Origin of the sequence: Terriglobus roseus (genome assembly GCF_900105625.1) — a bacterium.
GTDB classification, from domain to species: Bacteria; Acidobacteriota; Terriglobia; order Terriglobales; family Acidobacteriaceae; genus Terriglobus; species Terriglobus roseus_B.
In genome coordinates this window covers 2694624-2717744 of the sequence record NZ_FNSD01000001.1, presented here as the reverse complement: position 1 = coordinate 2717744, position 23121 = coordinate 2694624, and the positions used below count along the sequence as shown (strand labels likewise).

The 23121-nt window shown below is 60.6% G+C and carries 12 protein-coding genes; 2 read left to right on the top strand and 10 right to left on the bottom strand.

Annotated elements, in window-relative coordinates; translation table 11 throughout:
- Positions 1–46: 46 nt before the first annotated feature.
- The 7 genes from BLW03_RS11225 to BLW03_RS11195 form a co-directional block, all read right to left on the bottom strand.
- Entirely contained in the window at positions 47–2191 is a 2145-nt protein-coding gene (locus BLW03_RS11225; RefSeq protein WP_074654099.1) for a VWA domain-containing protein, read from the bottom strand.
- Entirely contained in the window at positions 2191–5235 is a 3045-nt protein-coding gene (locus tag BLW03_RS11220; protein WP_083350478.1) for a carboxypeptidase-like regulatory domain-containing protein, read from the bottom strand. The genes BLW03_RS11225 and BLW03_RS11220 overlap by 1 nt, the downstream gene beginning before the upstream one ends.
- 40 nt (positions 5236–5275) lie before the next feature.
- On the bottom strand, positions 5276–6466 hold the full coding sequence (locus BLW03_RS11215; protein ID WP_083350477.1) for a TIGR03435 family protein: 1191 nt from the start codon (positions 6464–6466) through the stop codon (positions 5276–5278).
- A 163-nt stretch (positions 6467–6629) separates the two neighbouring features.
- Positions 6630–8516 carry a M56 family metallopeptidase gene (locus BLW03_RS11210; protein ID WP_074654098.1) on the bottom strand — a complete coding sequence of 629 codons (1887 nt, stop codon included), beginning with the start codon at positions 8514–8516 and terminating at the stop codon, positions 6630–6632.
- Entirely contained in the window at positions 8513–8902 is a 390-nt protein-coding gene (locus tag BLW03_RS11205; protein WP_074654097.1) for a BlaI/MecI/CopY family transcriptional regulator, read from the bottom strand. The genes BLW03_RS11210 and BLW03_RS11205 overlap by 4 nt, the downstream gene beginning before the upstream one ends.
- Positions 8903–9182: 280 nt before the next feature.
- Positions 9183–10175 (bottom strand): TIGR03435 family protein, encoded by a 993-nt coding sequence (locus BLW03_RS11200; protein WP_074654095.1) that lies wholly within the window; start codon positions 10173–10175, stop codon positions 9183–9185.
- A gap of 520 nt (positions 10176–10695) precedes the next feature.
- A complete protein-coding gene (locus BLW03_RS11195; protein WP_074654093.1) occupies positions 10696–12534 on the bottom strand; it encodes a phosphoenolpyruvate carboxykinase (GTP) in 1839 nt (612 codons plus the stop codon).
- 313 nt (positions 12535–12847) lie between these two features.
- On the opposite strand from BLW03_RS11195, the gene BLW03_RS11190 reads away from it, so the two are divergent.
- On the top strand, positions 12848–18334 hold the full coding sequence (locus tag BLW03_RS11190; protein WP_074654091.1) for an Ig-like domain repeat protein: 5487 nt from the start codon (positions 12848–12850) through the stop codon (positions 18332–18334).
- The gene (locus BLW03_RS11185; protein WP_074654089.1) at positions 18331–18897 is read left to right on the top strand and encodes a porin family protein; all 567 of its coding nucleotides are present in this window, start codon (positions 18331–18333) and stop codon (positions 18895–18897) included. Before BLW03_RS11190 ends, BLW03_RS11185 begins: the two co-directional genes overlap by 4 nt.
- 44 nt (positions 18898–18941) lie before the next feature.
- On the opposite strand, the gene BLW03_RS11180 is transcribed toward BLW03_RS11185, so the two are convergent.
- From BLW03_RS11180 to hydA, 3 genes are read right to left on the bottom strand one after another with little or no spacing between them, the layout of a single operon-like run.
- Positions 18942–20285: an aminotransferase family protein gene (locus tag BLW03_RS11180; protein ID WP_074654087.1), complete on the bottom strand. Its 1344-nt coding sequence runs from the start codon at positions 20283–20285 to the stop codon at positions 18942–18944.
- Positions 20286–20311: 26 nt separating this feature from the next.
- Positions 20312–21727, bottom strand: coding sequence for an NCS1 family nucleobase:cation symporter-1 (locus BLW03_RS11175; protein WP_074654085.1), 1416 nt, complete (start codon positions 21725–21727; stop codon positions 20312–20314).
- Positions 21727–23118, bottom strand: a complete 1392-nt coding sequence (hydA, locus tag BLW03_RS11170; RefSeq protein WP_074654084.1) for a dihydropyrimidinase — start codon at positions 23116–23118, stop codon at positions 21727–21729. The genes BLW03_RS11175 and hydA overlap by 1 nt, the downstream gene beginning before the upstream one ends.
- Positions 23119–23121: the final 3 nt, after the last annotated feature.

Here is a 23121-nt window from a genome sequence, read left to right as displayed (position 1 = left end):
GCGCTCAGGATGACAAATCATTAAAGGGGCCCAGCAACAAGTCGAATCAGTTCACCAAGGCCATCTGCCCCTGCCAGAAGGCCGCACGATTCCCCGCGGCGTCCAGCACGGTCACCTGGCATTGGTACTCGCCGGCCGTCAGGCCTCCCAACGGTACCGTGAGCGACAGCGGCGTGATGCCAAGGCGCGAGGTGGGGATGGGTGTGCTCGCGATTCCCTGGCTCTGGTAGACCTTTTTGCCGTCTCGGTAGAGCGTGACGTAGGCGACAAGATCCTTCTTCGCGTCGCTGGCAGGGGCTGGTGCTGCGGCGGTTGCAGGGGGCGTCGTGTACGCCTGTAGAAAGACGTACATTTCGCGGTCCGTGCGGAAGACGCGCGTGACACTCGGGATCAGCTTCGCGCCATTCTCCACCAGCGGATTGGCTGCGTCGTTGCGTGCCTGCTCCTTGCCGTGCGCTGCATTGAACAGGGCACTGTTCACGTCGGAGCGCTGGCTGCTCAGGACAACGGAGCTGATGGGAATACGCTCGACCACCTTGTTGAGATTCGGAATGATAAAGGTGGTCTGGTAGGTGCCGATGCGCCCCGTCTCATCATCGCGTGCGAGGAACTTGATGCTGTAGCGGCCGGGCGAGAGCGTGAAGCCTGCGTCGTACTCGACGGGCCGCTTGGCCAGGTCGGCCGCTGTTGCGTCGCTCAGCTTGATGTTGACATTGTCACGGACGTTGGAGACGGTCATGCCACCCGCAAGGTCCTTCACCTCACAGACGAAATCGATGAGAGTGTGTTCGCCACCAAGCCGTTTCGCGAGGGCCAGTTCGCGGCCAGGAATCTTGACGGTGATGGGCACGTAATACTCCGCGCGATTCAACTGAAAGTAGTTGACCTCCATCGCAATGGTCAGGTCGGTGACAGGATCTTCCAGGGCAAGCGCATCTTCCAGTTGCCGCTCTTTTTCCGTGCCGTTGAACTTACCGAACTCCTTACCCGCGTAGTAGCCCTGGCGATAGTCCAGCGTGGCATTGGCGACGCCGTCAGCCGTAATCTTCACCTTGCGGAAGCGGCCGTTCATCGCCGTGTTGGTCGTGTAGTAGCCGAGGATGTAATAGTCCGAAACCGCATGCTGCGCATTGACGATGCCGCGTGTCAGGTCGTTGTTATCGATCAGCGCCTTGCCACCCGTATCGGCCGCCAGCGAGTAGAGCGTGTCCTGTGACTTCTGAAAACGATCCGTGGTGGCCAGCGCTGCCGTGCCGCTGTACATACCGGCATTGCCGGGCGAACCCTGCGTTGCATCTCCCATGGGCGCCATCGCGACCAGGCCGCGCGCATCGATGGGCCAGAACGAAACACCCGCTCGTACCGCGGCATCGACCGTGGCATGCAACTGCGCCTGGTTGTCGTTACCGTTCAATCGCAGACCACTGGCAAAGTACAGCAGAGACTTCTTCTCATTCATGCCGCCAAGCATGCGCGCCGCGGTCTGCAACGCACTGAGTTGGCGATCGGTGTTGAAGATGTTGAACTCACCGGAGTCCTGCCCAAAGGCCGCACCGGTGTCGGCGCTGCCGGCATCATCAGAGGATTCGACGTCGCCCTGCCCCTCGCCAACGATCATCGTCTCAAGAATGCTGAGCAGCCGGTTGCGATCATCACTGAAGTCCTGCAACACATCGACCGACCCACCGCTGTAGCGCAGAATCGCGATCAGGTCCGCGGGCGTCATCTGCGTACGAATGAACTTCTGTGCAGCCAGCAGCGCGCGCTCCTGGTCCTCAGGACGCATTGCCGTCATGTCGAAATACATCGCCATCAGCCGATGATCTTTGTACTTGTTTCCCTTTGCGCTCTCCGATGCGATCGCCGTGCGGGCCAGCGTCTTGTAGAGCGTCAGCTTCTCGTCATCAGGGCTCTGAGGCGGCAGCGGCGCCGCATCCTCCGGCAGCGACTGGTGCTCAAAGAGGCGGATCGTCTGCGGCGTGCCGTCTTCCGTGATCGTGAAGTCCTTCGCGGAGAGTCCCGGAATGAACTTGCCCGACTTGTCCTTGATGACAACCGTCTCCACCACCAGTTGCGACTTCACGCTGAGCGTGTACGTTCCGTCCTTGCCCGTGGGCTGATTGGTGCCAATGGTCTGCGCATGGAGCGGCGCAGTGAGGAGAGCAGCGAATAGAAGCAGGCGTTTACGCATCAGAAGCGGAGCCTCCCCGTGAGCTGCATGGTGCGCATGGCATTGGTAGCCGCTGGCAGGCCGAAGGTGGTGCTATTGGTGATGTTGTTCCACGTGGTGTAGACCGGATGATTCAACAGGTTGTTCGCATCCATCCGCACATCCAGGTTCAGCTTGTCGCGCAGACGGAAGGTCCGGCCGAGCGAACCATCCAACGAGAACTGGTTGGGCCCCGTGATGGAGTTGCGACCAGCGTTCCCCCACTGCCCTGCTGCGGGTGTGGCGTAGGCCGCGGCATTCAGGTGATAGCCGTTCACGTTCTGGCTCACAGGCACACCAACGTTACGATTCGCGCGCAGTGTTCCGGTGACGCCCGTGCCCGGGACCGCGGCAAGATAGACCGGCGTCTCCGGCAGGCCCGCGCCTGCAGAGATGGTTGCCGTCGCAGTCCACTCCTTCAACAGACGGCCGCTCCAGCCGGTCATCAACGTACCCGCATGCATGCCCATGCCGGAGGTGTACTGCACCTGCGCGGAAAGCAGGTGCCGCTGGTCAAAGCTGGAGTTGCTGCGTTCCGCACGCAGGTCGCGCCAGTTCTGCGCGGTCGCTGATGTTGTGCCGGTGCTGGTGCTGCTGCTGTCATTGCTGGATGCGCCGACAAGATGCCCCGCACCGCCGAGCTCCGAATCGTTATCGATGGAACGCGCATAGGTGTAATCAAGCTGCGCGGCCAGGCCGCTGCGCAGACGCCGCCGCAACTGCACCTGCGCTGCGTGGCGGATGGAGTCGCCGTTCGATGTGCGATAGACATAACCAGCCAGGCACTGCGGGCACGGGTTCACACCGCCGATGGGATACGTGTTCGGCAGAAACTGCTGCGGCCCGCGCGTGCCCTTCACGCCGCTGTAGGTGCCGGTGACCACCATCGATCCCGGCAGGTCGCGCTGCACGGAAAGGTTCCAGCTTTGCGCATAGCCCACGCGGAAGTTTGGGTCGATGGCAAACGTGCTCGCCGTGGTGCCGGCACAGTTACGGAAGCCATCGGCCAGCGTCAACGGGCAGGTGCTGCTGTTGCTGACACTCACGCTCTTGGACAGCGGAGACTGCTGCGCCATCTGCTGCACGGCGGCGAGGTAGACCGACGTGTCCACGTAGATGCCATAGCCTGCGCGGATCACCATGGTCGATGTCGGATCGGGACGCAGCGCGATGGAGACTCGTGGCTCGAACTTGCGACGGTCGGGCCGCACAAGCGAGGACGGATACGACGTGCCGGTCAGTGCCCCGGTTGGGCTGCTGCCGATCACCGGCTGCGCCGAGGTGAAGCCCGGCGCGATATCGAGATTGACCAGCCGTCCGAAGAGTTCCGTCATCGGCGACCCGTAGTCCCAACGCATGCCTGCGTTGATCGTCAGCTCCGGCTTCAGACGCCAGTCGTCGGAGACAAAGCCGTCGAGCACGGTCTGGCGAAAATACTTGTCCGCATTGCCAAACGCGACGCGGCTGGTGTCCGGCACACCCAGCAGGAAGTCTGCAATGTCCGAGCCGCCAGTCGTCGCCGCGCCCTTTGTAGCGGCGCCCGTGAAGGTGAAGGCACCACGCGGATTCGACTGCTGCAGCTGGTTGTACTCCTGCCGCCGCAGGTCGCCGCCGAAGGAGGTCACGTGCCGGCCGTGCGTCCATGTGGCGAGCATCGAGAGTGCATCCGTCCGGTTGCGATTGAAGGCGCTGACACCATCCGTGAGCGGATAGATGCTGGAGAACACAAGATCCGGCGGCCCATAGTTCATAGGGTCCTGCGCGTTGCCGGTGATGCCTGCGGCGCCTGACACATTCTGCCGATTCTCAAAGTAGGGCTGCACATCCGTTCTCAGGCGGGAGAAGCGATACCCCGTATCCAGCAGGATGTGGTGTGGAAACCGATGCGACCAGTGCACGTTGGCATCGATACCCAGCGTCTTCGTACCATCGCGAAAGGCGAAGAGGTTCTCCGTGTCGCCGCGCAGGCTGCGGAAGGCAAAGCCACCATAGATCTGGTCACGCTTGCCGATGCCCTTATCCATGCGCAGTTGGAGCGCGTCGGCGTGCGTGCCGTTCAGCACCTGTGTCTGGTAGTTGTAGCTCGTGTTTCCCGCCAGATTCGGCAGCGGATACAGCGCCAGCAGCGCCCGCGCCTGCGCGCTGACAGGCAGCACACCGGTCAGGGGATTCCCCGTAATGGGGTCGCGAACCGCAACAGGATTCCCCGCTGAATCCAGCGTGCCGCTCAAGTCGCCACCGCGCTGCGCTGCTGTTGGCACCAGGCCCGAAATGGTGGAGGCCTCGCGGTTGCGTGTCCACTGATAGCCCAGGAAGAAGTTCGGACCGTGGCGCAGCAACGGCGGAATATTCAGCGGGCCGCCGAGCGTTGCAGCCACCGTCACGCGGCTGTAGTCGCCCTTCGGTGTCGGCAGGCCGGTCAACGAGTAAGGCCGCGCATCGAACAAGGACCGCCCGACGATTGCGCCGATGCTGCCGTTGTACAGGCTCTTGGAGTTCGACCGGCGGTTGCCGAAGGCCGGCGCCAGGTTGTACTTCGAGGTGGCCGCATTGCTCTCGCTGCCACTGATCAGCAGGGCATCGGCGCTCTTCGCACTGTTGTCATCGGGAGGAGGGGGAGGGGCCTCGCCTGGGGTGTCTTTTTTTGCATCGGTTGCGGCTGGCTTTGCCACAGCGCGTGGCACAAGAGCGGGCGCCACGATGGTGCGCTGACGGCTGGCGGAGGCGAGGATCTCAGCCAGTGGCAACAGTTTCAGATCCCACCGGCCGGCGGGCGTGACGGCTGCAATGGCGACATCCTGATCGGCCGCCCCGAAGCCCGGCATCTCCACGTGCAGATGCCAGCCGCCATCGGCGATGTCGGGGAACTGGTAGATTCCCTGCTCATCCGTGATGGTGGAAAGCGTCTTGCCATCGCGCGTCGCGGTGACCGTCGCACCCGGTACCGGAACCGTGCCGAAGAAGACGCGACCGTGATACTCCGCCGCGCCAGCCAGTGCGGCAGGCAGCAGAACGAGGGCGCCCAATGCGCGCCATGCTATCGCCGACCAACGTTGCTGCTTCACCCTAGTTATCGCTTGGCTTTTCAACGTGATCCAAAACCAGTACGTCGACCTGCGTTCTTGTTGCGTCCAGTTTCAGACCGATCTGATCCTGAATTGCCTGGTAGACGGGTGGTGGTGCGTCCGGGGCATCGCTGGGCACAACCTTCACACCGAATACCGCGAACTGCGTCTCATCGGGATTCCACTTGAGGCGGCCATCGAAGTGGCCCTCCACGCCTGTCTTGTTCACAACAGGACGGTCGAAGACCGCAGACTGCATGCCATGCGCAAAATCATCCATGGTGGCATTGCGGAAGGTCAAGTTGCCCAACTGCGTAAAGAAGAAGGAGTGCGGCGAATCCGGATCGCCCTCGCTCTTCGTCAGCTTCGGTCCGGACTTGGCGACTGTCAGGACATAGGCCGCCATTTCCTTCTGCTCCTTATGGAACTTCAGTCCGAAGCGGTCCGCCAGCAGCTTGCGCATCATGGATCGCACCTGCGCCTCACTCGGCGCACCCGGCAGGTCCGGCTGCAGCATCAGGTCGAAGTGGTCACTCTCCATCCACGCCGGCCCGTTCAGGATCTGCTTCTGCTGCACATCGAAGGCAAACATCATCAGATCGCTCAGCGTGGTGTTGCGCGTCTGAAATTTCCGTGGCGCACCGCCGAAGTTCTTTCCCTTCGCGTCCGGCGGCGAGGGCTTGATGGTGGCAATCTCAATGCCCGGATCCGCCTTCGGGTCCATGGGCGGGATCTTCGGCGGAGGCGCAGGGATGGCCCATGCCGTTTCCGGCGTGGCACGCAGCAGAATCAACGGCGTAGGCCGGTCCCCCTGCGTGAACGTGCCCGTCAGGGTGGCGTTGTCGGGCGACATCTTCCCTTCGTAAGTTCCACCTATCGCGTCGATGTCCAGCTTCAGCGCACCACCCACAAAGGTTGTCGTCTTCACCGGGATGGGGCCGCCATTCTGGTCGATGCTCCACATGGTCGACTTCAGAGCGCCATCGGTCGTCTTATCAATCTTGATGACCGCACGGAGATCCTTGCCCAGGTGCAACGTCCCTTGCCAGGTGCCCGCAATGTCTGTGTTGGCCGCAGGTGCGGCCTGTGCCACGGCAACCTGCGGCAGCAACGCGCACGTGCCGGGAAGACCCGCGGTAAGGACAGCGAGGACTACAGAACGGCTAAGCCGTTGCTTCCAAACCAAAGCCATGCGCGCCTCCAAGGGGTGCTCGAACAGTGTATGTGCAGGTGCCGTGTAACCATCGGACGCTGGAGCGGTGAAAGCGTCATCCGAAAAGATACGGATACAGCCGTTTTTTGTTCCGTTATGGATCAGAAGTATCTCCTAAAGATTTAGGAGTCAAGCGAAAGATTCAGTCAGCCCTGGGACGAGAGGCGCGGTCAAGCACGAGAACATTCATGGGGAGGGTCGTAGGTTCCACATTCAAACCCAGTTGCTGGCGGATGGCAATCAGCAGCGGCGGAGACTTATCGTCGGCAAGATTGCGTGGCTCCGCCATATTGAGCGCGGCAAAGAAGGCTGCATCCGGATGCCACTGCAGATCGAAGTACCAGCGACCGTTGAGACCGGTGCGATCCACCAGCGGCCGATCGACGGCATAACCCTGCAGCGAGCTGCAAAAGTCACGGATACTGGCATTGCTCACGACCAGTGTGCCCGCACCCATGAGATTGAGGCGCGGCAGGCCATGGGGATTCGTCTCGTCCGGGCGCAGATGGTGGCCATCCTTGCTGACGGTAAGGACATACACCTGTAGATCGCGGCGGGCAGGATGGACGCGGATACCGAAGTGGTCGGCCAGCATCCGTCGCATCATCGCCTGGATCTGCTCCGGTGGAACCTGCGGTGACACTACGTTCGCCGTCACGTCATAGCGTTCCGTATCGATCCATCGCGGCCCATCGATAATCTGCTTTGCCTGCACACCATAAGCGAACGAGATCATGTCGGCTACGGTGTTATTCGACGCGCGAAATCGCACATGGGTCAGGTCCGTTGGTTGCTCAAAACCATATCCAGTACCGGGCATATACGGGTTGCTGGGATGGACCTGCACGTTGGTCATCGCGGGAATGGCCGGCATGTTGGTGGCGATGGGATCAGGCGGCGGTGGTGGGGGTGGCGGTACAGGAGGCGGTGGCGGTGCCTGGGGCAGTCGCAGCTTTGGCGTTGGCGTGACGGTCATCTCAGGCGAAAGCGCCGCATGCAAGACCGCTGCCGCGGACGGATGTTTCATCGCGGACTTCAACACCGCTGCATGCAGGACACCGAATGCGACCGGTGCACTGATCGCGACGATGCCAAGGACGCCCAGACCCACCGCATGTACGCGACGCAGTTGCCGGCCCACGTTGCCCGTGGCAATGCTCCGGATGCGCTGCTTCAGGTCGGCACCGGTGACACCCGCAACACACGGCAACGGAGCTTCGAGGTACAGGCGGCAGACTTTCAGGATGCCTTCGGCATACGCAGCAGGGTCGATGCGCATCTCGAGCACGGCAGCATCGCAGGCTGCCTCACGCTCCTTGACCAGCCGCCTTCCAATCATCCACACCATGGGGTGAAACCAGAAGAGGGTCTGCACCACCATATGAATCGCGGCCGTCAGGTTGTCGCGGCGGCGCAAATGCGAGATCTCATGCGCCAGCACCGCGGTCATCTGCGTCGGTGTGAGCGCTGCTTCCAGACCATGCGGCAACACCAGCACCGGCCGCAGAATACCGAAGACACCCGGCTCAAACGGCGCTGCCACGCGCACCGCTCGAATGCCCTCATGTCGCCCCGCGCTGTCGCCGCTGCGCACCGCGCGGAAGAGAGCAGTCCAGCGCCGCGCCCACACGGCCAACAGCGTCAGCGCGCCACACGCCCATGCGATCAGCAGGAGGGTCGTCACGTCATGCGGAACCTGCCCTTGCGCCTGTGTTCGCGGCTGCACTGGAAGGGAGAGTGTGCCCAACGCAACGTCATCCGGTGCGCCCTGCATCACCATGGTGAAGGCCACCGGTGCGACGGTCTGCAGCTTCTCGGGCCGCAGATGCTGCCCGGCCGAGATCAGCAACGACAACGGCAGCAGGAACTTTACCGATGCCAGCATCCAGACACGGAAGCGAAGGGCCGCGCGGTTCCCCCGCAGCAGCATCGCCAGGACGGCGAGCGCCAGCGCGAACAGCGTGGTCTGCCAAAGGTGTCGGAACAGCGCGATCAGGAACGGATGTGGCGAGATCGTGAGATGGCTCATGACTTCTTTCCCTTCTTCTGCAGTTCGCGTTCAGCTTCCTTGACATCGTCCAGCGTGAGCTTGCCGCTCTGGATCAGGTGGGCCATCACCGGCATACCGCTGCCACCGAAGAACCCAAGCAGTTCGTCAATCAGGGTGCGTTGCGCCGACTCGCGCGTGACGGCCGCCTTGAACAGGTGCAGGTTGCCGGACTTGCGCACACGCCGCACGATGCCCTTGGTCTCCATGCGGTACACGGTAGTCTGGACCGTCGTGTAGGCGGGCGCACGCTTCCCGGCAGTCGCCGCCTCCAGGACCTCGCAGACCTCGCGGATGGAGACTTCCCCGCGATCCCACAGGACCTCCATGATCCGGAATTCCAGGTTCGACAGTCTTGGAGCCGCCATCGTTTCGCCCTCTTGCTACTACAGCTGTTTGTCTTGAACAGATGTAGATCTACTACACGTGTATGTGGCATGCAAGAAGTTTTTTATGGTCCGTGTGCGATGTTCCTTCCAGGGAAGTTTGTCGCGGGCCTTCAGCCCGCAATGTCTTCACCCATCCGGGACCCAGGGCTGGGAGGTCGCGGACCTTCAGTCCGCCCGTCGTCCCTTGTCGCTTGTCCCTTGTCGCCTATCTCTTGTCGTATGCCGTTTGCCGCTGTCGGAGCGGGAGACCCGGTAGGCGTTAGTTCTCGATCAGGTGTTCCACGTGATCCACGACGTAGACGTTGATGGTGCCTTTGTCCGCCTTCAGCTTCATCCCCAATTGGTCGCGCAACTCCTGTGCAAAGAGTGGAGCGGTATCCGGGGTGTTGGTGGACTCAATCTCGTCATAACCCAGTCGCAGGGTGAAGTCCACGTTTCCGGCGATGCCGGTCGTATCGATCACCGCATGGTCCAGGCCGGTATCGCCCGTATACGGAGCGGTGAGCGCTGCGGCCAGGAGCGACACTGGAACATTGCGCCCGCCCAGCCCCATGCTGTACCTGGTCTCCGTCGGCTTACCGCCCCATGGCAACTCAGAGATGGCGCCGCAGATGGCCGGATAGCCGTCCGGCATCAGCTTCGAGCTCTGCTGCTTCGAATCACTCCCGTCGCAGGTCTTGTCATCCACGGGGTGCAGGCGAAGCGTGCGGCCGAGTTTGCCGGGTGACGCCAGCAACAGGTCGTAGACCTTGGCTTCGCGTGTCTCGTTGTGCACTTTCAGGCGAAAGCGCTCTTCCAGCAGCGATCGCATCATGGCGCGATAGTCGTCCTTCGTCGCGTCTTTGTTCAGCGACCGTGCCTGGATGTCGAAGCGCTCGGACAGCACGAAATCCGGCACGTTCTGTTTGAGGAAGTTCTGCTGATCGCCGGACATCTTGTAGGCAAAGGCGATGAGCGTTCGCAGCGACTTGTTTCGAAGGGCGAAGACACCATGCGTCGGCACGAACAGATCGCCGGGATCCAGATCCATGTTGGTGAAAACCGGGCTTTGCGGGGTGACACCGTCCTTGTTCAGGCGTACGGAGGCGACATCGAATTCCTGCTTCGGCACCGCTGTGGATGCAGCCTGTGCCCTGGCGCCGCTGGCTCCGGACATGAGCCCGAGGAAGAGGATGGCTGTGCCGCCCACGATGAATCTGGAAAGGCGTGCCTTCAGAGGTCGAAACCGTTCCCGCCACGCTTCCATCGCCATGACCTCCGCGCCAGTCCACCGCTGGTTCAGTGGTAGTGCGTCACACGGCCGGGGTCAAGAACTTCTCGCGCGCAACACCCCGCACGGGATGCCAGCGTTCTTCGATAGCAGAAGAGGCCCACCATGCTCCTTCCGAAGACGAAGCATGGAGTCCGCACCCTGATGTCACACTTCCGCCACGACCGATCGGTCCGATTCGCTTGACACGGGCGATACAATGAAAGCAGAAGAAAAGGGAGAGCCCAGGCGGCTCTCCCTTTCTGTTTTGGCTGTAAGTCCTTTGTAATCTGATTTTTGCGTGTAAGTCGTTTTGAATCTGATTTTTGCCGTTTCGGGAAACGTCAACTCCTTTGGAATCTAATCTTTACGGTTTTCGGAGAGGGGGGGGAGGGGTCGTTGAACCGAGTTGGATCGGGAGCGGCTCGTTTAGCGGTCCGAGAGAAACCGCCGAGAAAAGTGGGGCAGTTCCAGAATGGGTCGTTGACCGGAGAGGCTGGTGTCTCCGCCAGCCTCTCGGTCACTACAGTCTGCAGATAAGCAACTCCCGTTCGTAGATCATCTCGGGCGGCAGCCGGTCGTGGAGGAGCAGGAAGACCTCCTCATGCCCCATGACCTCTTTCTTCCAGGTTGCGCGGTCGACCTTCTGGAGCTCGTTAAACTGAGCCTCCGAGAAGTCCATGCCCTTCCAGTTGATGTCGCCGTACTTGGGCGTCCAGCCGATGGGTGTCTCCTGTCCGCGAACGCGGCCGCGGGTGCGGTCGACGACCCACTTGAGCACGCGCATGTTCTCCCCAAAGCCGGGCCAGAGAAACTTGCCGTTCTCGTCCTTGCGGAACCAGTTGACGTGGAAGATACGCGGCGTCGCCGACAGCTCGCGCTGCATGCGCAGCCAGTGCCGGAAGTAGTCGCCCATGTGGTAACCGCAGAAGGGCAGCATGGCCATGGGATCGCGCCGGACGGTGCCGACGGTGCCGCCTGCTGCCGCCGTCTGCTCGCTGCCCATGGTTGCGCCGACGTAGACGCCAGCGCTCCAGTTGAACGCCTGGTAGACGAGTGGCATAGTCTCGCGGCGGCGGCCGCCAAAGATGATGGCGCTGATCAGGACGCCCTCCGGGTCTTCCCAGCTTGGGTCGATCGTCGGGCACTGCGACGCAGGCGCGGTGAAGCGGCCGTTGGGATGCGCTGCGGGCGTCTTGCTCTCAGGCGTCCACGGATTGCCGCGCCAGTCCAGGCACTCGGCAGGTGGCGTGTCCGTCATGCCCTCCCACCAGACGTCGCCGTTGGGCACGCCGTTCTCCGTGACCAGCGCCACATTGGTGAAGATGCTGTTGGAGCGCAGCGTCGCCATCGCGTTCGGATTGGTCTTGTCGCCGGTGCCGGGTGCAACGCCGAAGAAGCCTGTCTCCGGATTGATGGCGCGGAGCTGGCCGGTTGCGTCCGGCTTGATCCAGGCGATGTCGTCGCCAACGGTCCAGACTTTCCACCCCTCGAAGCCGTCGGGCGGGATCAGCATGGCGAAGTTGGTCTTGCCGCAGGCGGATGGGAACGCCGCGGCGACGTAGGTCTTCTCGGTAACGCCGTGCTCGTTGAGCGGACTTTCAACGCCCACGATGAGCATGTGTTCGGCCATCCAGCCTTCATCGCGTCCAATGTTGCTGGCGATGCGCAGAGCGAAGCACTTCTTGCCCAGCAGCGCGTTGCCACCGTAACCGGACCCGTAAGACCAGATCTCGCGGGTTTCAGGGTAATGAACAATGTACTTCGTGTCGTTCTGCGGCCATGACACATCCTGCTCGCCCGGCTGCAGCGGCGCACCAACGGAGTGGACGCACGGCACGACGCGTTTCACGTCCTTGTCGATTTCTTTATAGACGGGCGCGCCGACGCGGGCCATGATCCGCATGTTAACCACCGCATAAGCCGAGTCAGTCAGTTGCACACCGATCTGCGACATCGGAGAACCGATGGGTCCCATGGAAAATGGCATGACATACATGGTGCGACCGCGCATGCAGCCCTTGAAAAGAGCCTTCAGCTTCTTGCGCATAACAAAAGGGTCTTCCCAGTTATTGGTCGGACCAGCAGCGTCTTTCGAAAGCGAGCAGATAAATGTGCGGTCTTCCACGCGCGCAACGTCATTCGGAGAAGAACGAGCATAGAAACAACCGGGCCACTTCGCTGCATCCAGCCTCGTGAATGTCCCGGCGTCAACCAGCTCCTGGCAGAGTCGTGCATTCTCCTCGGCCGATCCGTCCACCCAGTAGATTCGCGCAGGCTCGCATAAAGCTGCCGTCTTCTCCACCCAGCGAATGAGGTGCCGGTTGGTTGTCGGCGGCGTATTCATTGCAATAACTTCCATGCTTGCCTCTTTCAACAATACTTTGGTGATGCAAATACCTGCGCAGACCGATCGTCCTACCGAAGCAATGAATGAATCTGCATAACACAGCCTGGGGGCTGAAAGTGACTCCAACTTGTTTCTTATCCCCCGGATGCGCCATTTCTACAGCCACTTGGTGCATGCGAAACTCTCGTCAGTAAGTCATAGAGGCGGCTGCAACCGAGCGCCCTCCGAAGTTACTGATGTTATTCCCCTGCTCCTGTCTTCTTGTCCCGTTCCGGTTCCCCCATGACCGGCTACGCCAGCCGATTGAAGGAAGAAGTAACAATCCATGTCGACCAAACCTGTTCTGCGGGTCAGCGCATTTCTGCGCTCAAAATTCTCCGGAATTTACCGCCACGCATCCCTTCTCTGCACCGCTGCTGCCCTGACCTGGGCGGCGTCTGCTGGTGCGCAGGCCCCCGTACAGCACTTCCCTGGTCCCGTTGCGGTCGGATCGCCTGCCAGCACCCGGACAGTGGTCCTTACGGTGCACGGTACCGTAGCGGCAATCCGCGTGTTGACGCAGGGTGAGACGGGTCTCGACTTCCAGGACGCGGGCAGCGGTTCATGCACCACCCAATCCTATCCGCTGATCCAGACGTGCACGGTCAATGTTACGGTGTCACCCACGGCTTCGGGACGCCGCAGCGGCGCTGTTGAACTGGTTGACGGTACCAACCATGTTCTGGCCAGCCAACTGATCGACGTCGCCGCGACCGGCCCGAGGGCTGTCGTCCACTTTGGTCTAACAGGCACTGCTGCAGGCATCAGCAACGACTGGCGCTACCGTCCCACCGACGAAGGCATGCCTGCGATCTCGGCCACCCTCTACCTGCCCCAGGGCGTTGTGGCAGATGATGCTGGCGTCTATTACATCTCCGACACGATCAACGCACGCATCCGCAAGGTGGATAAGAGCGGCAACATCACCACCTACGCGGGCATTGGCTATCCGAGCAACAATGGCGATAACGGACCAGCAACTGCGGCTGGTGTGAGCGGACCCACGGGCCTGGCCCTGGACGGAGCCGGCAACCTGTACATCGCCGACAGCGGCAACAACACCATCCGTCGCGTGGATGCAGTCTCCGGCATCATGACGACCGTTGCAGGACAGAGCCTTGCAAGCGGATGGGCCGGTGACGGCCTCGTCGCTACGTCTGCCAAACTGGCCGCGCCCAACGGTATCGCATTCGATGCCGATGGCAATCTGTACATTGCGGATACTGGTAATAACGCGATTCGCCGCGTGGACGCGCTCACTGGAATTATCACCACCATCGCCGGCGGCCCCATCGCAACTGCAGGCGACGGTGCCCTGGCTGTGCTGGCAGCATTGAAAGATCCGTGGAGCCTTACCTTTGGCCCGGATGGATTGTTGTACATCGCAGATCTGTCCAACCATGCCGTGCGGCGCATTGATGCCGTCGGTCGCATTCAGACGATTGCTGGCGTCTTGGGTACAGCCGGCTTCGACGGCGATGGTGGTCTGGCAACCAGCGCTCACTTGAAGGGACCCGCTGCCCTTGTATTCGATCCGGCCGGAAACCTCTACATTGCGGACTCTGGCAATAACCGTATTCGTCGTGTGGACGCTGTTGGCGGCAACATCAGCAGCATTATCGGTAACGGTCTGACTTCGTACCAGGCAGACGGGCAGAACGCGAATCTTGCGATGCTGTATGGCCCTTATGCCTTATCGATGGACGGCAAGGGAAACATCTACATTGCGGACTACTTCCACAATGTCATTCGGTTCGTCTCGGCCACATCGTCCTTGCTGCAATACGACACGATCCGCGTCAGCAAGACCTCCGCACCGCAGCAGGTACTGATCGATAACGAAGGCAATAAACCCCTGACACCGGGCCTCTTTGACTTCAACCAGTCTGCTTTGAGCGCGACCACCACCACCTGCGGCTCCACCATGACGGTCCTCGCCGTAGGCGCACAATGTTCGCTGGGCGTAGAGTTCGCACCGACGGTGATCAGCCCCGTGAACGGCGTCACCTATGGCTCGCTGACCATGCACTCCGACGCATCGAATGCACCCGATGTAGTCACCGTCTACGGGCAGGTATTGAGCGTTGAGCCCACTCAGACCGTCCTGAGCAGCAGCCTGAACCCGGCTGCCGTGTCGCAGCCGGTGACGTTCACCGCGGTCGTAAGTGAGACCCAGGGAACCGTTGTTCCAACCGGCACAGTCACCTTTCTGGATGGCACTACGCCCATTGGGCCAGCGGTCGCATTGAGCGCCAACGGCATAGCGACCATCACCACGGGCTCACTCAGCCTGGGCCAGCACACCATCACCGCTAGCTACTCGGGTGATGCCAGCAACGCCTCCGTCATCTCGAACACGGTCACTCAGAGCATCGTCCAGTCCACCCAGATCAGCGTCGTCTCTTTGCTGAATCCTTCGTCGGTGCTGCAGGACGTCACCTTCCGCGCGACTCTGACAGCCGGGACCCCTGTGACCAGCGGTGTGATTACATTCCTGGATGGCGGCGTCGCCATCGGCACCGGCAACCTGACCGGTGGCGTAGCGACCTTCACCACACATACACTCTCCAGTGGAGCTCACCAGATCACGGCTAGCTTCCCCGGCGACGTGACCAGCCAGGCGAGCACATCGGCTGCGCTGACACAGACTGTAAACCGCGTTTCCAGCAGCACACTACTGTCTGCCAGCCCTTCGACTGCGCTCGTTGGCACTAACGTCACGTTGACGGCGAACGTCACCAGCAATGGCGGTCCCGTTCCTACGGGCACTGTCACCTTCAAGTCCGGTGCAACCATCCTGGGAACAGGCACGCTGGATGCGAATGGCAGCGCGGTCCTCGTGACTTCAACCCTGGTACCGGGATCGGATGCAATCACGGCTGTCTACGCAGGCGATAACTCCAATCTGACCAGTACATCGGTCAACGCCATGGTCACTGTCAACCGCCTCTCGACGAATACGGTACTTGCCTCCAGCGCTCCCAGTGCGAACGCTGGAAGCACCGTGCAACTCACCGCCACGGTCACGGTCGCAGCAGGACAAACGGCCGTCGGAACGCTCTCCGGCATTGTTACCTTCTATGACGGCGCGACAGTCCTCGGTAGCCAGTCCGTCACCAACGGCTCTGCTGTGCTTTCCACGAGCACACTGACTGTTGGATCGCACAACATCACGGCCAGCTTCGGTGGCAGCACCAACTACGATGTCAGTGCATCCGCAGCCCTCTTGCAGACGGTGCAGACTTCTACATCCACGACGCTGCTCAGCCTCAGCTCGTCGACACTTGCCGGCGGCAAGCCGCTGACGATGACTGCGACGGTCAACACTGCGGGCGTGAAGGCAACCGGCAACGTCACCTTCACGGATGGCGCCATTGTCCTGGGAACGTCAGCGCTCAACGCCGGCGCCGTGGCTACCCTTACGGTGTCGAACCTGTCTGTTGGATCGCACAACATCGTAGCGACCTATAACGCCGACCTGAACTACGGAGTCAGCGCATCCAGCACGGCACCGGTCACAGTCACCATCGGCAACACCGTGTTGACACTCACGGGATCGGCCGCCTCCGCTGTCTACGGTACGTCGATCACACTCACGACATCGCTGACCAGCGATGCCGTTCTAGCCGCCAACCCGTCCGTCATTCTTACCGATAACGGCAGCGCGCTGACCACACTGACACTCTCGTCTGGCCGCGCTACCTTCGCGAGCTCCACGCTCACTGTCGGCACGCATGTCATCATCGCGCAGTATGCTGGCGACTCAAACAACGCACCGGCACAATCGCAGAGCTTCACCGTCACGATCACCGCAGCGACGACCACGACAATGCTGACAAGCAGTGCACCAACCTCGCACTTTGGCGATACCGTTACCCTTCAGGCGAGCGTCGCGAGTGGCCTTACCAACCTGACGGGCTCGGTTATCTTCCAGGATGGCGGCACGAATCTTGGCACGGTAGCAATCAACGCCTCCGGTGTTGCTTCGCTGGCGATCTCCAACTTCTCCGTTGCGCAGCACAGCATCGTCGCGGTTTACAGTGGCGACAGCACCCACGCAACCAGCTCGTCGACGACGATGCTCCAAGCGGTGGTTGATCCCACGACGGTCTCCATCAGCTCCAATGTCAACCCCGCCATCGGCGGCAATGCCGTGACCTTCACGGCGCAGGTCGCAGGAGCCGCTGCCAACAGCGGAGTGACGGCGGCACCCACGGGAACCATCGTCTTCCATGAAGGCGCGACTATCCTTGGCACCGTTGCCGTCAACGGTGCGGGCGCGGCAGCTCTGACAACGTCCACGCTGACTGTCGGTTCGCACAACATCATTGCCACCTATAGCGGTGACATCCGCTACGCGGGGAATGACTCGGTCGTGCTGACTGAGACCATCCGCAATGCCAGTTCGCAGAGCGTTCTGACCACCAGCGCTAACCCCGCTGTTTTTAGCGCGCCGTTGGTCCTGACCGTACACGTTACGGGCAATGGCGGAGCGCCCACGGGCAACGTCAACTTCCTGGATGGCACCACCACCATTGGTCAGGCGGCGCTTTCGACCAGCGGAACCGCCGTCTTCACCACGAGCACACTGGCGCCCGGTATCCACTCCCTGACTGCCATCTATGTAGGAGACAGCAACAACTCGACGTCCACTGCGGCTGCAGTGAATGAGCAGATTCAGCAAGCCACGCAGATCTCTGTGGCCAGCAGCAGCAACCCGACCCTGACGCTGGCTCAGCCGACGCTGACGGCGACCGTGAGCACGGTTACTGGTGCGCTGGCGACCGGGAACGTCCGCTTCATGGACGGCACGAAGCTCCTGGGGACATCGGCTCTGGCCGGCGGTGTGGCGACTCTTGTTCCGAGTGCCTTCACTGCCGGGACACACAGCATCACAGCGTCTTACGCCGGCGATGTGTCGGATCTGGCATCCGTATCGGCAGCTTTGCAGATGGTCGTGAACCTGCGGCCGACACAGAACACCGTCACTGCGACCTTACCAACGACACTGAGTGGCGGCGTGTTAACACTCATCTCGGTATTGAAGTATGACGGGCCAGTTTCGCCGACCGGCGTAACGACCTTCAGCACAGCGTCCGGTGTTATCGGCAGCAGCAGCGTCGGCGCCAACGGAATCGCAACACTCAATGTGCAGGGCTCGGCCATTCCTGGCCTGATCACTGCAAGCTACAGTGGCGATGCTTCCTACTCAGCGTCGGTATCGTCCCCCACCGACATCACCACCAGCTCTGCTACCAATTTCACGCTGTCTGTCACACCCACGACCTTCAGTGTGGTGACCAAGCAATATTCGACGGCGCAGATCACCATCCACTCCAACGACGGCTTCTCAGACACCATCACCCTCGGTTGCGGTGGTCTCCCCTATGCCGCGACCTGCACCTTTGAGAAGGACAGCATCGTGCTGCCTGCCAATGGTACGGTAACGGTCAAAGTAAACATTGACACCGGATCTCCGCTGACCTCTGGTGGAGCAGCCTCTGCAAGCGTCCAGACCTCGCATGGCTCCAGCGCACTCGCACTGTTACCCGCGGGTGCGGTGCTGGCGCTGCTGGCTTTCGGTCGCCGTCGCCGCAATGTACCCGCACTGCTGCTGTTGCTGCTGGCCGCCTGCCTGATGCCTGTGATCGGCTGCGGCACCATCAACCAGCAGAGCACGCCAGCAGGCAAGTACGGGATTTCGATCAGTGCGGTCGGACAGGGTACTGGTGTCACACTCTCGCAAGGTCTCACGATGACGGTGACGCAGTGATCGCAGAACTTCGCAAGCGTTCGCACCGCTTTCTCTGCCAGTTCGCCGCCGTGTTATTCGCTCTCACGGCGGCGTCAACTGCCCCCGCACAGGCCAAGCCAGCGGGCGTTGGCCCCGGCCTCTACACCACCGTCGGCATCGCGGGCTCAGTCTACCGGAGCGACTATGGCAAGCTGACGTTCTACGCGCCGACGATCTATGTCGACGCGAATATCCATCGCTATGTCGGCATCGAAGCCGAGGCCCGCATCATGCGGTGGGGCAGCAAAAACGGCGTCACGCAGGATACCTACCTGGTCGGGCCGAAGATCAGCTTCAAACCGGTGGGCTGGGTGCCCTACGCCAAGATGCCTGTCGGACTAGGTCACATGAGATTCCCGTACGGCCTGGCTACCGGCAACTACTTTGTGTTGGCGCCTGGAGCTGGCCTGGAATACTGGGCGCACAACGACAACATTCACTTCCGCGTGATCGATGTCGAGTACCAGATGTGGCCGCAGTTCACCTTCGGCACGCTGCATCCGTATGGTGTGAGCGCAGGCGTCAGCTTCCGCGTTTGGTAACGCAAACAGTACCTATTCATGCATGTTTTGCCCATGAATAAGACTCAAGCAGTGCATTGGTCATCAGCCATCGCTAAGTGCTTGTCCAATAGAGCTACACCAAAATCAATCTGCTCCTTCGACACAATCAACGGCGGTGCAATCACAAAGTGCGACACCCAGGATTGCACGGTCATGCCGTCAGCCACGCACTTTGCTGCGATCTGATCGACGAGAAGCGGCTTGCCACTAACCTTATCGGCATAGGTTGCGAAAGGCTCCTTAGTCGCGCGATTCTTGACCAGGTCGAGGGCCCAGAAAAGGCCCTTACCTCGCACTTCGCCAACGCAGATATGTCTCTCCCGCAACTCGCGGAGCTTATCGCCTAGATAAATCCCAAGCTCGGCGGAGCGTTCAACGAGACCGAGTCGCTGCATCTCCCTGATAGTTGCAACCGCCGGTTTCAGCGTGATCGGATGCGCCTCGTAGGTGTGACCGTGCGAGAAGTAATGGTCTTCGAAATACGCAGCAATCTTCTCATTCGTGGCGCAGAGCCCGAGCGGAACGTAGGCACTGGTGATGCCCTTTGCTGTGACCAGAATGTCGGGTGTAACGCCCCAGTGCTCCATGGCAAACCACTTGCCGGTACGTCCCCAACCGCTCATGACTTCGTCTGCGATCAGCAGGACGTTGTGCTTCGTACAGATCTCGCGAAGTCTCGGCATGTAGTCGGCGGGCGGGACGATGACGCCATTTGTGCCGACAATGGGTTCCACGATCACTGCGGCGACATCGCTCTCATTTACGATCATGTGCTCGATGTAATTCGCACACGCGTTGCCGCAGGACGACGGAACGTGCCCCAACGGACAGCGATAGCAGAAAGCTTCCGGCGCAAAGATTACCCCCGGCGACTTGCCTGCGGGTTCCATCGCCCACCGACGCGGATCGCCCGTTGCAGCAATCGACCCGGAAGTCGAGCCATGATAACTGCGGTACCGTGCAATGATCTTGTTCTTGCCTGTGTACATGCGAGCGATCTTGAACGCGGCTTCATTGGCTTCGGTCCCGCTGGTAGTGAAGAAGAACTTCTTCAGACCTTGCGGCAACACTTCTAACAGCAACTGAGACAACTCGGCACGTGCTGTCGTTGCGTAGCCCGGCATGGCATACGCGAGTTGCTGGGCCTGCTCCGCGATCGCGGCGATGACCGCTGCGTTCTTGTGTCCGAGATTCGAGCACATTAACTGCGAACTGAAGTCGAGATAGCGTTTACCGTTACCGTCGATGATCTCGCAGCCTTCCGCGTCAGCGATGTGCATGGGTATCCAGCCCTTTTGGAAGCGCCACGTGCCGTAGTTCAGGGTGCGTGTGAGGTCAACGACTTCCTGCGACGTTAGTTCAGCCATGTGCGATCCCGCCCTGCTCTCGAGTTCTACGCTTCATTCGAAGTACTTTGTGCCGTTGCAGTCTTCATGAGGACCACATACAGCGTGCCGCTCAGAAAAAAACCGACGAACCACGCATAGTCATAGAGAAAGCGCAGCGCCGGGACGAATAGACCGATCAGGGCGGCGGCCACGCCGCACACCAGCGCTACGATCGCGCGAATGTTGACGCCGCCAGTGTACTCGTACGGGCCGCCGCGATGATAAAGCGAACCTGTATGAAGTTTTGTTCCACGCAGCACAAAGTAATCGGCGACCATGATTCCCGCGACCGGGCCCAGCAGGCCGCTGTAGCCGATCAGCCAGCCGAAGATGTAATTGCCGAAACTGGACATCAGTTTCCAGGGCATCATGGCCAGTCCGAGAAAGCCGGTGATCATGCCGCCTGTACGAAAGCTGATGTAGCGTGGCGCCAGGTTCGCAAAGTCATTCGAGGGCGAAACGACATTCGCGCCAATGTTCACATTCAACGTCGCGATAAGGATGCAGATGAGGGCGATCCCCGCTACCAATGGTTGATGGAAGCGGCCAAGTAGATCGATGGGGCTCCAGACCGGGGTACCGAAGATGACAGTCGAGGCTGATGTCACCGCGATCCCAATGAAGCTGTAGAGCACCATCGACACAGGCAGCCCGAATGCCTGTCCGACGATCTGTGACTCCTGCGATTTGGAGTACCGCGTAAAGTCTGGGATGTTGAGTGACAGTGTTGCCCAATAACCCACCATCGCTGTCAGCGACGGGAAGAAGAAATGCAGGAAGCTCTTCCGAGTGGTGAAGTGCGATGGCGCGGCCAGCATCGGACCAAAGCCGCCTGCCTTATGCAGCATCCAGAAGAGCAGAACTAGCGACATCACCAGCATGAACGGGGCGGAGTAGCTCTGGAGAAAGCGGATGCTCTCCACGCCGCGCCACACCACGATCATGTTTAACAACCAGAAGCCAAGGAAGCAGATCCACAACGTGATGGGCTGCGCCGCGAGCGCGGGTGCAAGGACGCCAAGCATGGCATGAATGGACTGGCCGCCGATCCACGACTGGATGCCGAACCATCCACACGCAACGATTGCTCGCAACATTGCCGGCAGGTTTGCGCCTCGCAGGCCAAAGCTGGCGCGCACGAAGACGGGGAACGGAATGCCGTACTTCGCGCCTGCGTGCGCATTCAGAATCATGGGTATGCAAACGATCACGTTACCCAGCAGGATCGTCAGGATCGCTTCCTTCCAGTCCATGCCTCCCGCAATCAGTGACGAGGCGAGCATGTACGTTGTGACCTCCATCGACATGCTGAACCACAGCGCGATGAAGTTATACGTCGTCCAGGTCCGCTGCGATGGCTGTGTGGGCGCAAGGTCATCGTTGACGAGCGAGGTATCCGGCGCAACGGAAGTCGTGATCATCAGGCGAAACCGCCCGCGTTAGCCGAACGCGCGATGAACCTGCCGCGTCCCGTCTCGCCGATCCACTCCCCGTCTTCAACTACAAGTTCACCGCGGCTGAAGACGTGCCTTGCATTTCCCTGCACCGTCCAGCCTTCGAACATGTTGTAGTCCGTCGCCATGCACTGCGTGGCCGCCTGGATGGTATAGCGCTGCTTCGGGTCCCATAAGAGGATGTCCGCGTCTTTGCCGGGCTTGAGTTCGCCCTTCTGTGTCATACCGAAGATGTGTGCCGGCGCCGTCGACGTCAACTCCACAAAACGCTCTGGCGAGATGCGGCCACTGTTCACGCCGAAGTGCCAAAGAATTTGCAGACGGTTTTCTATGCCCGGCCCGCCGTTCGGAATCTTGCTGAAGTCATCGCGTCCGAGTGCCTTTTGCTCCGTCGTGAATGGGCAATGATCGGTGCTCACAACCGAGAGCGTGCCGTCATCAAGTGCGCGCCACAGTGGCTCCTGATTCTTCTTCTTACGCAGCGGCGGCGTGAAGACAAACTTTGATTCGTTCCAGCTTTCACCAGGCATCTGGTCTTCGATGGAGAGCACAAGATACTGCGTACACGTCTCAGCCAGCGCGCGGTGATAGTGACGCTGCGCATGCTTCAACTCGCGCAGTGCTTCCTCGTTGGACAGATGGACGATGTAGACCGCACAGCCTGTCATCTCAGCCAACGCGATGGCGCGATGTGTTGCTTCCGCTTCAGCCTTTGCAGAACGCGAGTGCGCGTGAAAGTGGGGCGCCGTCTTACCCTCCGCAAGCATCTGCGCGACCACAACATCGATAGCTGCTCCATTCTCCGCGTGAATACAGCACAGAGCATCGATCGCCGCGGCCTTCTGCATCACCCGAAACATCAGACCATCATCGATCATCAGGACATTCGGGTAGGCCATGAAGAGCTTGAAGCTTGTAACGCCGGCAGCAACCATAGCTTCCATCTCGTCGAGCGACTCGCCATTCGGACCAAGATCTGTGATCGCCATATGAAGCGAATAGTCGATACAGGCTTTGTCGCGCGACTTGGCGAGCCATGTTTCCAGCGCTTCACCGAGCGTGTGGCCGCGTGACTGCAGAGCAAAATCGATGACACTGGTCGTTCCACCGACAGCGGCCGCGATGGTTCCCGTGCGGTAGTCATCCGCTGAGACCGTACCACCAAACGGCATGTCGAGATGCGTATGCACATCGATGCCACCTGGCATCACCAGCAGCCCCTCCGCATCGACGATGCGATGCTCGCTGCCATCGATACGCGGCGCTACCTTTGCAATGCGTTCGCCTTCAATCAGCACATCGGAGCGGCGCGAACCTTCCGCAGTAACCACTGTCCCGTTCTGTATCAGGATGCCCATGGA

What these genes read in the sequence shown, in the direction of transcription:
- BLW03_RS11190 (WP_074654091.1), top strand. Translation starts at nt 12,848, where the DNA reads ATGTCGACCAAACCTGTTCTGCGGGTCAGCGCATTTCTGCGCTCAAAA.
- BLW03_RS11215 (WP_083350477.1), bottom strand. Translation starts at nt 6,466, where the DNA reads ATGGCTTTGGTTTGGAAGCAACGGCTTAGCCGTTCTGTAGTCCTCGCT.
- BLW03_RS11200 (WP_074654095.1), bottom strand. Translation starts at nt 10,175, where the DNA reads ATGGCGATGGAAGCGTGGCGGGAACGGTTTCGACCTCTGAAGGCACGC.
- BLW03_RS11205 (WP_074654097.1), bottom strand. Translation starts at nt 8,902, where the DNA reads ATGGCGGCTCCAAGACTGTCGAACCTGGAATTCCGGATCATGGAGGTC.
- hydA (WP_074654084.1), bottom strand. Translation starts at nt 23,118, where the DNA reads ATGGGCATCCTGATACAGAACGGGACAGTGGTTACTGCGGAAGGTTCG.
- BLW03_RS11195 (WP_074654093.1), bottom strand. Translation starts at nt 12,534, where the DNA reads ATGGAAGTTATTGCAATGAATACGCCGCCGACAACCAACCGGCACCTC.
- BLW03_RS11175 (WP_074654085.1), bottom strand. Translation starts at nt 21,727, where the DNA reads ATGATCACGACTTCCGTTGCGCCGGATACCTCGCTCGTCAACGATGAC.
- BLW03_RS11180 (WP_074654087.1), bottom strand. Translation starts at nt 20,285, where the DNA reads ATGGCTGAACTAACGTCGCAGGAAGTCGTTGACCTCACACGCACCCTG.
- BLW03_RS11225 (WP_074654099.1), bottom strand. Translation starts at nt 2,191, where the DNA reads ATGCGTAAACGCCTGCTTCTATTCGCTGCTCTCCTCACTGCGCCGCTC.
- BLW03_RS11210 (WP_074654098.1), bottom strand. Translation starts at nt 8,516, where the DNA reads ATGAGCCATCTCACGATCTCGCCACATCCGTTCCTGATCGCGCTGTTC.